Annotated in this window: 12 protein-coding genes; 3 read left to right on the top strand and 9 right to left on the bottom strand. The window is 69.7% G+C overall.

The features are described 5' to 3' along the window. Positions 1-43: 43 nt before the first annotated feature. Positions 44-1,669, bottom strand: coding sequence for a chaperonin GroEL (gene groL / locus DI276_RS06080; RefSeq protein WP_112262301.1), 1,626 nt, complete (start codon positions 1,667-1,669; stop codon positions 44-46). An 82-nt stretch (positions 1,670-1,751) separates the two neighbouring features. Then, positions 1,752-2,045 carry a co-chaperone GroES gene (gene groES, locus DI276_RS06085; RefSeq protein WP_030471993.1) on the bottom strand — a complete coding sequence of 98 codons (294 nt, stop codon included), beginning with the start codon at positions 2,043-2,045 and terminating at the stop codon, positions 1,752-1,754. 173 nt (positions 2,046-2,218) lie between these two features. Between groES and DI276_RS06090 the strand changes: the two genes are divergently transcribed. Then, positions 2,219-3,724: an alkaline phosphatase D family protein gene (locus tag DI276_RS06090; RefSeq protein ID WP_112262302.1), complete on the top strand. Its 1,506-nt coding sequence runs from the start codon at positions 2,219-2,221 to the stop codon at positions 3,722-3,724. 46 nt (positions 3,725-3,770) lie between these two features. Continuing rightward, positions 3,771-5,294, top strand: coding sequence for an alkaline phosphatase D family protein (locus DI276_RS06095; protein WP_112262413.1), 1,524 nt, complete (start codon positions 3,771-3,773; stop codon positions 5,292-5,294). Here DI276_RS06095 and tsaD read toward each other — a convergent pair whose 3' ends face one another. Genes tsaD through tsaB form a run of 3 tightly spaced genes read right to left on the bottom strand, consistent with a single transcriptional unit; the run spans position 5,295 to position 7,478 of the window. After that, a complete protein-coding gene (gene tsaD / locus DI276_RS06100; protein WP_112262303.1) occupies positions 5,295-6,350 on the bottom strand; it encodes a tRNA (adenosine(37)-N6)-threonylcarbamoyltransferase complex transferase subunit TsaD in 1,056 nt (351 codons plus the stop codon). It lies immediately after the preceding gene. After that, positions 6,343-6,801, bottom strand: a complete 459-nt coding sequence (rimI, locus tag DI276_RS06105; protein ID WP_112262304.1) for a ribosomal protein S18-alanine N-acetyltransferase — start codon at positions 6,799-6,801, stop codon at positions 6,343-6,345. Before rimI ends, tsaD begins: the two co-directional genes overlap by 8 nt. Next, entirely contained in the window at positions 6,798-7,478 is a 681-nt protein-coding gene (gene tsaB / locus DI276_RS06110) for a tRNA (adenosine(37)-N6)-threonylcarbamoyltransferase complex dimerization subunit type 1 TsaB (protein WP_112262305.1), read from the bottom strand. The genes rimI and tsaB overlap by 4 nt, the downstream gene beginning before the upstream one ends. A 68-nt stretch (positions 7,479-7,546) precedes the next feature. Between tsaB and DI276_RS06115 the strand changes: the two genes are divergently transcribed. Beyond that, positions 7,547-8,902, top strand: a complete 1,356-nt coding sequence (locus tag DI276_RS06115; RefSeq protein WP_112262306.1) for an acyl-CoA synthetase — start codon at positions 7,547-7,549, stop codon at positions 8,900-8,902. A 45-nt stretch (positions 8,903-8,947) separates the two neighbouring features. Here the strand turns inward: DI276_RS06115 and DI276_RS06120 are convergent, their stop codons facing one another. From DI276_RS06120 to alr, 4 genes are all read right to left on the bottom strand, one after another. Then, a complete protein-coding gene (locus tag DI276_RS06120) occupies positions 8,948-9,295 on the bottom strand; it encodes a hypothetical protein (protein WP_112262307.1) in 348 nt (115 codons plus the stop codon). 64 nt (positions 9,296-9,359) lie between these two features. Further along, entirely contained in the window at positions 9,360-9,821 is a 462-nt protein-coding gene (gene tsaE, locus DI276_RS06125; protein WP_232836489.1) for a tRNA (adenosine(37)-N6)-threonylcarbamoyltransferase complex ATPase subunit type 1 TsaE, read from the bottom strand. After that, positions 9,818-10,915: an alpha/beta fold hydrolase gene (locus tag DI276_RS06130; protein ID WP_232836490.1), complete on the bottom strand. Its 1,098-nt coding sequence runs from the start codon at positions 10,913-10,915 to the stop codon at positions 9,818-9,820. Before DI276_RS06130 ends, tsaE begins: the two co-directional genes overlap by 4 nt. Next, positions 10,912-11,997, bottom strand: a complete 1,086-nt coding sequence (gene alr / locus DI276_RS51855) for an alanine racemase (protein ID WP_112262310.1) — start codon at positions 11,995-11,997, stop codon at positions 10,912-10,914. The genes DI276_RS06130 and alr overlap by 4 nt, the downstream gene beginning before the upstream one ends. Between the last annotated feature and the right edge of the window lie 83 nt (positions 11,998-12,080).

Here is a 12,080-nt window from a genome sequence, read left to right on the forward strand (position 1 = left end):
GCGACACCTCGGAGGTGCCGCCCGTTTCTTCGAGTTCAAAAACTCAGTGGCCGTGCCCGTGACCGTGGCCGTGGCCACCGGCAGCAGCGGGCTCGTCCGCCTTCTTCTCGACGACGGCGCTCTCGGTCGTGAGCACCATGCGCGCGATGGAGGCGGCGTTCGCCACAGCGGAGCGGGTGACCTTCACCGGGTCGATGATGCCCTGCTCCAGCAGGTCGCCGAACTCGAGCTTGGCGGCGTTGATGCCGAAGCCCCACTCGCCCTCGCGGACCTTGTTCACCACGACGGCGCCCTCGAGGCCGGCGTTCGCGGCGATCCAGAACAGCGGCGCGGACAGGGCCTTCGCGACCAGCGCGACACCCGTGGCCTCGTCACCGGTCAGGCCGAGGCCACCGTCGAGCACCTTGGCGCCGTGCACGAGCGCGGAGCCACCGCCGGGGACGATGCCCTCCTCGACCGCGGCCTTCGTAGCGGCGACCGCGTCCTCGATGCGGTGCTTGCGCTCCTTGAGCTCGGTCTCGGTGGCGGCGCCGACCTTGATCACGGCGATGCCGCCGGAGAGCTTCGCGAGGCGCTCCTGGAGCTTCTCGCGGTCCCAGTCGGAGTCCGTGGCCTCGATCTCGCGGCGCAGCTGCTCCGCGCGGCCGGCGATGTCGGCCTTGGTGCCGCCGCCGTCCACGATCGTGGTGTCGTCCTTGGTCACGACGACGCGGCGGGCCGAGCCCAGCTGGTCGAGCGTGGTCTCGGACAGCTTCAGGCCGATCTCCGAGGAGATCACCTCGCCACCGGTGACGACCGCGAGGTCGTCCAGGAACGCCTTGCGGCGGTCACCGAAGAACGGCGCCTTCACGGCGACGACCTTCAGCGTCTTGCGCACGGCGTTGACCACCAGCGTGGACAGGGCCTCGCCCTCGACGTCCTCGGCGATGATCAGCAGCGGCTTGCCGGACTCCGCGACCTTCTCGAGGATCGGGAGGACGTCGGCCAGCGCCGAGATCTTCTCGCGGTGCAGCAGGATGCGGACGTCTTCGTAGACGGCCTCCTGCGCCTCGAGGTCGGTCGAGAAGTGCGTCGACACGTAGCCCTTGTCGAACTGCACACCCTCGGTGATCACCAGCTCGGTCGCGAGCGTGGACGACTCCTCGACGGTGATGACACCGTCCTCGCCGACGCGCTCGATGGCCTCGCCCAGCAGCGCGCCGATCGACTCGTCCCGCGAGGAGACGGTGCCGACCTGCGCGATGTTGTCGCGGCCCTTGACCGGGGTGGCCTTGGCCTTGAGCGCGTCCACGACGGCGTCGGCGGCGGCCTGGATGCCACGGCCGAGCGCGGTCGGGTTCGCACCCGCGGCGATGTTGCGCAGGCCTTCCTTGACCAGCGCCTGCGCCAGCACGGTGGCGGTGGTGGTGCCGTCACCCGCGACGTCGTTGGTCTTGGTGGCAACCGACTTGGCGAGCTGCGCGCCGAGGTTCTCGAACGCGTCGTCCAGCTCGATCTCGCGCGCGATCGTCACACCGTCGTTGGTGACCGTGGGGCCACCGAACTTCTTGTCGAGCACGACGTGGCGCCCACGCGGGCCAAGGGTGACCTTGACCGTGTCCGCGAGCTTGTTCACGCCGCGCTCAAGCGCCCGACGAGCGTCCTCGTCGAAGCTGATCTGCTTGGCCATTTACCTCAAAGCCTCTCTGAATGGCGAAACGCCCCGGAAACCCCGGATGGGGCGCCGGGGCGTCACATGACAGCCGAGCGTCTTAGTTGACGACGGCCAGCACGTCGCGAGCGGAGAGGATCAGGTACTCCTCGCCGTTGTACTTGACCTCGGTGCCGCCGTACTTCGAGTAGATGACGACGTCGCCGACGGCAACGTCGACCGGGATGCGGTTGCCCTTGTCGTCGATGCGGCCGGGGCCGACCGCGAGGACCTTGCCCTCCTGGGGCTTCTCCTTCGCGGTGTCCGGGATCACGAGGCCGGAGGCAGTGGTCGTCTCGGCCTCGGAGGCCTGAACGACGATCTTGTCCTCGAGCGGCTTGATGTTCACGCTCACCGGGATGACCTCCACGGGTCGTTGGCAGGTTTCGTTGTTACGGCTCCTGCCACCCCGCCGTCGCGGGGGTCGGGGCGGTGCTGGTGCCGTGCAATTGGCACTCTACCCATGAGAGTGCCAACCCTTCAACGAGACCCCCGAACCACTCACCCGGTGGGAGCCGTATTCCAGGCATGCCCACCTTGACCCGCCGCACGCTGCTGCTCGCCGGCGTGGCGGGAGTCACAGCGCTCTCGGCCGCCGCGTCCGCCCGGCCGGCAGACCCTTTCACACTCGGCGTGGCCTCGGGCGACCCGGCACCCGACGGGGTGGTGCTGTGGACCCGGCTGGCCCCTGAACCGCTCGCGGAGGACGGGCTCGGCGGCATGCCGAACCGCCCGGCCGAGGTCCTATGGCAGGTCGCCCACGACGACCGTTTCACCAAGATCGTCCAGCAGGGTTCCACCACGGCTCGACCAGAAGAAGGCCACAGCGTCCACGTCGAGTTGGCCGGGCTGGCGCCGGGACGCGAGTACTTCTACCGCTTCTCCGCGCTCGGGCACCTCTCCCGGACGGGCCGCACCCGCACCACGCCCGCCCCCGGCGCGCTGGAGGTGCCGCTCACGATGGCCTTCGCGTCGTGCGCGCAGTACGAACACGGCTACTTCACGGCGTACCGCAGGCTCGCGGAGGACGAGCCCGACCTGGTGTTGCACCTCGGCGACTACACCTACGAGTACGAGGCCGGCCTCCACAAGTCGCCGAACGGCATCGCCCGCCACATCGAGGGCCCCACGACCGTGACGCTCGCCGACTGCCGCCGCCGCCAAGCCCAGTACAAGGCCGACCCGGACCTGCAGGAAGCGCACGCCGCCGCACCCTGGGCCGTGGTGTGGGACGACCACGAGATCGCCAACAACTGGGCGGGCCTGCAGCCGGACACACCGCAGGAGGATTTCGCCCACCGCAGGGCAGCGGCGTTCCAGGCGTACTACGAGAACATGCCGATCCGCAGGTCACCACGGCTGTACCGGCGGATCCGGTGGGGCTCGCTGGCCACGTTCCACATGCTCGACACCCGGCAGTACCGCAGCGACCAGGCCTGCGGGGACGGGTTGCAGCTCTGCCCGGAACGGCTCGCTCCCGACCGCACGATGCTCGGCGACCAGCAAGAAGAGTGGCTGCTCAACGGCTTCCGCGAGGCATCGGCGCGCTGGGACGTCCTCGGCCAGCAGGTGTTCTTCTCGCAGTACGACTACATCCCCGGTGACGTCGACAAGTTCCTGCTGGACGCGTGGGACGGCTACGTCGCCTCGCGCGATCGGATCGTGGCCAGGTTCGCGGACGTCCGAAACCCGGTCGTGCTCACCGGAGACGTGCACGCGGCCTGGGGCGCCGAGATCAAGCAGCGCTGGGACGACGCGTCGTCGAAGACCCTCGCGACCGAACTGGTGACCACGTCGATCTCCGCGGGAGGCGACGGCTCGGAGGAGTACGAGGAAACGGGAGCGTGGCTGCGCGAGAACCCGCACGTGAAGTACTTCAACAACCGGCGCGGGTACACGCTGACCAGGTTCACGCCCGATGAGCTGCGCACGGACTTCCGCGGGCTCGACTACGTGACGCGGCCGGGTTCGCCCGTCCACACGAAAGCGTCGTTCGCCGTGGAGGACCGAGTTCCAGGGCTTCACAGGCTTTAGGGGAAACGTTCACCTGACATCCACCCTGGTGGGTGAAGGTCTCACCATGACTCGAGTGACGCGACGCGCACTCCTCATCGGGGGACTTGCGCTCACCACCGTCGGCGCGGGGTCGGATCGCCTCTCCGACCCGTTCACTCTCGGCGTCGCATCCGGCGACCCGACCTACGACGGCGTGGTCCTGTGGACGCGCCTGGCACCCACACCGCTCGCGGAGGACGGCATGGGCGGCATGCCGTCCCGCGTCGTCCAGGTGAAGTGGGAGATCGCACTGGACGAGCGGTTCCGGCTGGTCGTCCGCCGCGGCACCGCCCACGCCCGGCCCGAGTTCGGGCACAGCGTCCACGTGGACGTGCGCGGTCTGCTGCCCGGCCGCGAGTACTTCTACCGCTTCTCCGCGGAGGGGCACATTTCGAGGACCGGCCGCACGCGCACCGCGTTGGCTCCGTGGGCGATCGGCAGCGGGCTCACGATGGCGTTCGCGTCCTGCTCGCAGTTCGAACACGGCTACTTCACCGCGTACCGGCGGATGGCCGAGGACCAGCCGGACCTGATCCTGCACCTCGGCGACTACCAGTACGAGTACAAGAAGGGCGTCTACGTGGCGCCGGGCGGCAACCCGCGTGACCACGAGGGCCCGGAGACCGAGACGCTCGCCAACTACCGCCAGCGGCACGCGCAGTACAAGTCGGACCTCGACCTCCAGGAAGCGCACGCCGTGGCGCCCTGGTCGGTCGTGTGGGACGACCACGAGATCGACAACAACTGGGCCGACGAGATCTACGAGAAGCCGGAGATCCCGCAGCCGAACTTCCTGAAGCGCCGCGAGGCCGCTTTCCAGGCCTACTACGAGAACATGCCGATCAGGAACAAGCCGTCCGGCATCGATCTGCAGCTCTACCGCCGCGTTCAATGGGGCGGGCTCGCGAACTTCCACATGCTCGACACCCGGCAGTACCGCGACGACCAGGCCTGTGGCGACGGGCTCAAGACGTGCCCGGAGCGGCTCGACCCGACGCGGTCGATCACCGGTGCGGCGCAGGAGAAGTGGCTGCTGGACGGTCTCAAGCGCTCGCGAGCGCGTTGGGACGTGTTGGGGCAGCAGGTGTTCTTCTCGCAGCTGGACTTCACGCCGGGTGCGGGCGAACGCAACAACATGGACGCGTGGGACGGCTACGCGGCCAACCGCGACCGTGTCGTTGCCGGGTTCCGCGACACGCGCAACACGGTGGTGCTGACCGGTGACGTGCACGCCGCGTGGGCTGCGGACATCAAGGAGCGCTGGAACGACTCGTCGTCGCGGACGATCGGCACCGAGCTCGTGTCGACGTCGATCACGTCTGGCGGCGACGGTTCGGAAGAGCGCCCGGAGACGCCGGCGGTCCTCGCGGAGAACCCGCACGTGAAGTACTTCAACAACCGGCGCGGGTACGTGCGCACCAAGTTCACCGCACGCGAGGTGCGGGCGGACTTCCGTGCGCTCGACTACGTGCAGAAGCCCGGAGCTCCCGTCACCACGAAGGCTTCCTTCGTGATCGAAGACCGGAACCCCGGGCTCAACCGCGTCTGATCAGAGGATCTGGACCGTGCTGACCGGAAGGCCCGGCGTGGTCGAGATGTCCATCGGGGACGGCTTGGCGCCCGCCGCGACGAGGTGGGCGCCGAGCGCCGCGATCATCGCGCCGTTGTCGGTGCAGAGGCGGGGCCTCGGCACGCGCAGCTCGATGCCCGCCTCGGCACAGCGTTCGGCGGCCAGACCGCTCAGCCGCGAGTTCGCCGCGACGCCGCCGGAGATCACCAGTGTGTCGACCTTGAGGTCCTTCGCGGCCCGGATCGCCTTGGCGGTCAGCACGTCCGCGACGGCCTCCTGGAACGACGCGGCGACGTCGGCCAGCGGAATCTCCTCGCCGGCCCGTTCGGCGCGCTCGACCCAGCGGGCGACCGAGGTCTTCAGGCCGGAGAACGAGAAGTCGTACTTCGCGTCCCGCGGGCCGGTGAGGCCGCGCGGGAAGGCGATCGCGCAGCCGTTGCCCTGCTTGGCGAGCTTGTCGATGGGCGGGCCGCCGGGGTAGGGCAGGTCGAGCAGCCGCGCGACCTTGTCGTACGCCTCGCCCGCCGCGTCGTCCACGGTGGACCCGATCTCGGTGATCGAGTTCGCCAGGCCGCCCTCCACGAGCAGCAGCTGCGAGTGGCCGCCGGAGACCAGCAGTGCGAGGCAGCGGCTCGGCAACGGGCCGTGCTGCAGCGTGTCGGCGGCGACGTGGCCGGCCAGGTGGTTCACGCCGTAGAGCGGCTTGCCCAGCGCGGCGGCGTAGGCCTTCGCGGCGGACACGCCGACCAGCAGCGCACCGGCGAGACCGGGGCCCGCGGTGACGGCGATGGAGTGGATCTGGGAGAGCTCGACACCGGACGCGTCCAGGGCGCGGCGCATGGTCGGGACCAGCGCTTCGAGGTGCGCACGAGAGGCGACCTCCGGCACGACGCCGCCGAAGCGCGCGTGCTCCTCGACGCTGGAGGCGACCTCGTCGGCGAGCAGTTCGAGCGAGCCGTCCGGACCGAGGCGGACGATGCCGAAGCCCGTCTCGTCGCACGAGCTCTCGATGCCGAGAATGAGCCTGTCAGACACTTTGAGCTGGCCTTCCCATCGTGTACGCGTCGGCACCCGACGGCTGGTAGTAGCGGCGGCGCAGGCCGAGGTGCTCGAAGCCGTGCGCCAGGTACAGGGCGATCGCGGGCTCGTTGTCCGTGCGGACCTCGAGGTAGACCGGCACGTTGAGCTCGTCCACGCGGGCGAGCAGGTCCTTCAGGAGCTTCTTGCCGACGCCCCTGCCCTGCCAGTGCCCGATCACCGCGATCGTGTGCACGCTGGCCTCGAACTCGCTCGCGGCGAGCCCCGCGTAGCCGATGAGCTCGTTGTCCGCGTAGGCACCGATGTAGTAGTTGCCGTTGTCGAGCTCGCTGTGGAACGCGTTCTCGCTCCACGGGTCCTCACCGGGGAACAACGCCAGCTCGATCTCGTGACACCTGGGCACGTCGGCGTGCTGCAGCGGCGCGAGCGTGACGGTGCCGGTGGTCATGCCCTGGTCACCCGCTTGCGCCCGGTGGGCTCGACCGCGTCGGGCCGGCGCAGGTAGAGCGGGGTGAGCGCGGCCGGGCGGGCCTTGGCGAGCACCTCGGCGGCCGCGGCGGCGACGAGGCCCTCCGGCGTCGGGTGCTTCGCTTGGAGCAGCTCCAAGCCGAGGATCTCGTGATAGATCTCGGCGCCCTCACCAGTCGCGTGGTGCACGCCCAGCGTCGGCAGCTTCTCGGCGAGGTCCTGCGGGCGCTCGACGTGCGGGCCGTCGGTGCGGCGGCCGGCGGCGTCGTAGGCGGCCCAGTAGACCTCCTTGCGCCGGGCGTCGGTCGCGACGAGCAGCGGGTGGCCGCTGGCGGCGTCCTTGGCGATCGCGTCGGTGGTGGCCACCGGGTAGACCGGGCGGTTGAGGGCCTGGCCGAGCGCGGCTGCGGTGGCGAGGCCGACCCGCAGGCCGGTGAAGGGGCCGGGACCTGCGCCGACGACGATGGCGTCGAGGTCGGCGAACGTCTTGCCGGCCTCCGCGAGCGAGTCGCTGATGTGCGGGGTGAGCAGCTCGCCGTGCGCCTTGGCGTTGAGCGTCACCCGCTTCGCGAGCAGGCGCGGCGGGGAGTCTGGCGCGAGTTCGACCACACCGGCGGTGACTGCGGGGGTGGCCGTGTCGACGGCGAGCACTAGCACGATTGTCCAGAGTAGTACGTGGTCGAACCCACACTTCCGATGCGTCCTCCAGCACCTCGTACGACGCTATGTCCATGTTCGCTGAACCGAGTGACCGCGAGGCCCTGCGCTTCGGTGCGAAGTCCCTGACGTACGCCGAGCTGCATCAGGCGGCTGGGACGTTGGCGGAGCGGCTACGCGGGCACACACGGGTCGCGGTGTGGGCGACTTCAACGCTGGAGACCTGCGTTGCGGTCGTCGCGGGGCTGCTCGCGGGCGTGGCGATCGTGCCGCTCAACCCGAAGCTGGGTGAGCGCGAACTGGAGCACATCCTCGGCGACAGCAAGCCCGACCTGGTGCTGCGCGACGAACCGATCGTGTTCGGCACACCGGGCGAGTTCCCGGTACCGGGTCCCGAGACTCCTGCCCTGGTCATCTACACCTCCGGTACGACCGGACCGCCCAAGGGCGTGGTGCTGCCACGCCGGGCGCTGACCTCGAACATCGACTCGCTCGCCAAGGCGTGGCAGTGGACCGCCGACGACGTCCTGGTGCACGGGCTGCCGTTGTTCCACGTGCACGGCCTGGGCATCGGCATCCTCGGCCCGCTCCGGCTCGGCGGCTCGGTGCGGCACGTGAAGTTCTCGCCGAAGGCCATCGGTCACGAGCTCGCGACCGGCGCCACGATGATGTTCGGCGTCCCGACGATGTACCACCGGATCGCCGAGGCGGTGGAGGCCGACGGCGCTTTGGCCGACCAGTTCCGGAAGGCACGACTGTTGGTCTCGGGGTCCGCTGCGTTGCCGGCCAGCGACCACGAGCGGATCGCCAAGGCCACCGGGCAGGGCATCGTCGAGCGGTACGGGATGAGCGAGACGCTGATGAACGTCAGCGTGCGGTTCGACGGCGACCGCAGGCCCGGTGCGGTCGGGCTGCCGGTGGACGGCGTCGACGTGCAGGTGGTGGACGAGCAGGGCAACGACGTCGGCAGCGGCGCCATCGGGGAGATCGAGGTGCGCGGGCCGAACCTGTTCCTGGAGTACCTGAACCGGCCCGACGCGACGGAAGCGGCGTTCCGGGACGGCTGGTTCTCCACCGGCGACATGGCGGTGCGCGACCCCGACGGGTACATCCGCATCGTCGGGCGCAGGGCCACCGACCTCATCAAGAGCGGTGGCTACAAGATCGGCGCGGGCGAGATCGAGAACGCCCTGCTGGAGCACCCGGCGGTGGCCGAGGTGGCGGTGACGGGCGAGCCGGACGACGACCTCGGCGAGCGGATCGTGGCATGGGTGGTGCCGGCGGGCGAAGCGCCGGAACCGACCGTGTTGGCCGACCACGTGGCGAAGCTGCTGGCGCCGCACAAGAGGCCGCGCGTGGTGCGTTATCTGGAAGCCTTGCCGCGCAACGAGATGGGCAAGGTGCTCAAGCGCGAGCTGTCCTGACAGGACAGTCGCGGGGACGGCCCGTCCCCGCGACTGTTCCGGCGATCAGCCAGCCGAGTTGCCGTTGCAGGCGACGTAGGACGGCGAGTGGTCGACCGTGAGCAACTCCACCGGGCCGTTCCACTGCCACGGCAGCAAGCAGGCGTTGTTGGCGATGCTGATGTCCGAACCACCACCGGCGTGGTTGTCGTTGCACGCGGCGTAGCCGGGCGCGTGGCCCTCGTGCAGCAGCGAGGCCGGACCGTTCCACTGCCACGGAGCGGCACACAGGTTGTCAGCGATGCTGATGCCGTGACCGCCGGCGCGGCCCTCGTCGCCAGCGGAAGCGGGGGACGCGGCGACCAGCATGGCGCCACCGATGACAGCAGTCGCGACAAGCGTCTTCTTGATCATGCGAGAGTCATCGGCCGGTCACGCTCTGTCCTTTACGGACCATCACCCCATGCGTTGCACAACATCACACAGGCAGGTTACGAGCCGCCCACTCGCCGTGCGGGACCAACTCGGCCGTGCGAACGTCATCGATTCCACGCTCCAGCCGGATGAGCAGATGATCTTCGCTCAGGCGTTCCGCGACACCCTCGCCCCACTCGACGGCGACCACGGCATCGACCAGATCCGTGTCCAGATCAAGATCGTCTAGCTCGTCCAGGTGACCCCCGAGCCGGTATGCGTCGACGTGCACCAGCGGCACGCCCCGGCCGCCCTCCGCGGGCTCGTGGACGCGGGCGATGACGAACGTCGGCGACGACACCCTGCCCTGCACACCGAGGCCGCGCGCGAGCCCGCGCACCAGTGCCGTCTTGCCCGCACCCAACGGCCCGGCGAGCAGCAACAGGTCGCCCGCCCGCACGACTTCACCCAGCTTGCGGCCGAACTCCTCGGTGTCCTCCACCAGGGGCAGTTCGACGGTCTTCACGCTCGGCGCCACCACTTCTTCCGACTCTCTCCGCGATCGGCCGCGCACCGTTCGATCAGCGCGACCAGGTGGTCATTGACGAGGTCAGCCTGCTCCATCATCACCATGTGCCCGGCACCGGGGGCCCGGACGAGGGTGGCGTGCGGCATCTCCTCGGCCATCCGCTCGGCGTGCGAGAACGGCGTGAGCTTGTCCGCGTCGCCGCTCAGGATCAGCACGTCGCAGTGCCGCAGCCCGGCGAGCGCCTTGTAGCGGTCGTGCGTGCCGAGGGTCTCCAGGAACTCGGTGAGCACCTTCACCGTCGTCCCGTTGATCATTTTCTCCATCAGGTCCACAAGGGACGGAGCCACCTTGCGGTCACCGAACGCCAACGCGCGGACGCCGCTCCAGGTAAGAGTTTTCGTGCCTTTGCGCACCCACTCGACGAGCGCGGGCTGCACACCGGCGAGCCGGCCGATGCCCAGCGTCACCGGGTTGTAGCGCGACAGCACGGACTTCGGCAGCCCCGCGCCACCCACGGCACCGGCCGCCGTGCCGATCATCGCGACGCCGCGCACCCGTTCGGCGAAGAGCTCGGGCTGCTTCTCGGCGAGCGCCATGATCGTCATGCCGCCCATGGAGTGGCCCACGAGCACGAGCGGACCGTTCGGCACGACCGAGCGGATCACCGCGTCGAGGTCGAGCGCGAGCTGGTCGATGGTGCTGGCCTCCGGCGCGGACCGCCCGGAGCGGCCGTGGCTGCGCTGGTCGTAGAGCACCTGGTGCACGCGCGGGTCGATCAGCTCGGCGAGGTCGCGGCGCTGGAAGTGCCAGCAGCGGCGGTCCAGCGCGAACCCGTGCACCAGCACGACGGTGATGTCGGCCTCGCCACCGTCAGCGGGATCGACCTCCTCGACGGAGATCGGCACGCCGTCGTCTGCGGCCACGGTCGACTCGCGATCGGGCCGCAGCTGGCCTAACGGTTCCTCGGCAAGGCTGTCGACGGCCGTCTTGCGCTCGTGCGACACCTTCGCGGTCTGCGCGACAGCACCGGCTGCGACGGCGGCACCGAGCGCACCACCGACCCACCCGACGACCTTCCACACCGGCTTCACGTGTAGATCCTCCGCACCCGCGGCCGGTACATCCCGCAGACGATCTCGTAGTCGATCGTCCCGGTCAGCTCCGCCCACTCCGTCGCCGTCGGCTCCCCCCGGCGCCCGTCGCCGAACAGGACGACCTCCGCACCCTCGGAGATCTCGTCGTTCCCGCAGTCCACGACGATCTGGTCCATGCAGACACGCCCGACCACCGGGCGGCGCTTCCCGTCGAGGAGCACTTCCATCCGGCCGGAGAGTGCCCTCGGAACGCCGTCCGCATACCCGGCAGGGACCAGTGCCAGCGTCGTGTCGTTCTGCGCGGTCCATGTCATGCCGTAGGAGACCGACTCGCCTGCGGGGATACGTTTCGTGAGCGCCACGTGCGACCGGTAGCTCATCACCGGGCGCAGATCGTGGTCGGTCGGCACGGGGTTGAGCCCGTAGATCGCGATGCCGGGCCGCACGATGTCGAAGTGCAGATCCGGCCTCGTCAGCAGGGCCGCGGAGTTGGCGATGTGCCGCTTGGGGTCGAGGCCGTGAGCCTTGGCGATCTCGTAGGCGTCGTCGAACCGCTTGGCCTGCAGGTCGACCGACGGGTGGCCGATCTCGTCCGCGCACGCGAGGTGCGACCAGATGGCGACGACGTCGTGCTTCTTCGCTTGGTCGACCAGCTCCGGCCAGTCCTGCGGCTGGCAGCCGTTGCGGCTCAGGCCGGTGTCGATCTTGAGGTGCAGTCTCGGCCGGGCGTCGGCCTCCTCGGCGGCCTGCTCGATGCGGCGCAGGTCCTGGAGGGACGACACGGACATGTCGACGTCGGCCGCGATGCCGGCGGCGAGGTCCTCGTCCGGGGCGTCGAGCCAGGCCAGGATGGGCGCGCGGATGCCGGCTGCTCTGAGCGCGAGGGCTTCCTGCGTGGAGCAGGAACCGAGCCAGGTGGCGCCTGCTTCGAGTGCGGCCCTGGCGACTTCCACCGCGCCGTGGCCGTAGCCGTCCGCCTTGACGACAGCCATCGTGTCGGAGTTGGGGGCAAGGCCGGCGAGCAGTGCGACGTTGTGCCGCAATGCACCGAGGTCGACTACCACTTCTGAACGGGCCATAACCTGTTCATCGTGCCATGACTGCGCAGCTCAACAGGTGTGAGCGAGCGCTCAGGCCCGCGCTGACGCAGGGGTCCCCTCCA

This window comes from Lentzea terrae, assembly GCF_003265345.1.
GTDB classification, from domain to species: Bacteria; Actinomycetota; Actinomycetes; order Mycobacteriales; family Pseudonocardiaceae; genus Lentzea; species Lentzea terrae.

What these genes read in the sequence shown, in the direction of transcription:
- DI276_RS06095 (WP_112262413.1), top strand. Translation starts at nt 3,771, where the DNA reads ATGACTCGAGTGACGCGACGCGCACTCCTCATCGGGGGACTTGCGCTC.
- DI276_RS06115 (WP_112262306.1), top strand. Translation starts at nt 7,547, where the DNA reads ATGTCCATGTTCGCTGAACCGAGTGACCGCGAGGCCCTGCGCTTCGGT.
- groL (WP_112262301.1), bottom strand. Translation starts at nt 1,669, where the DNA reads ATGGCCAAGCAGATCAGCTTCGACGAGGACGCTCGTCGGGCGCTTGAG.
- rimI (WP_112262304.1), bottom strand. Translation starts at nt 6,801, where the DNA reads ATGACCACCGGCACCGTCACGCTCGCGCCGCTGCAGCACGCCGACGTG.
- DI276_RS06090 (WP_112262302.1), top strand. Translation starts at nt 2,219, where the DNA reads ATGCCCACCTTGACCCGCCGCACGCTGCTGCTCGCCGGCGTGGCGGGA.
- DI276_RS06120 (WP_112262307.1), bottom strand. Translation starts at nt 9,295, where the DNA reads ATGATCAAGAAGACGCTTGTCGCGACTGCTGTCATCGGTGGCGCCATG.
- alr (WP_112262310.1), bottom strand. Translation starts at nt 11,997, where the DNA reads ATGGCCCGTTCAGAAGTGGTAGTCGACCTCGGTGCATTGCGGCACAAC.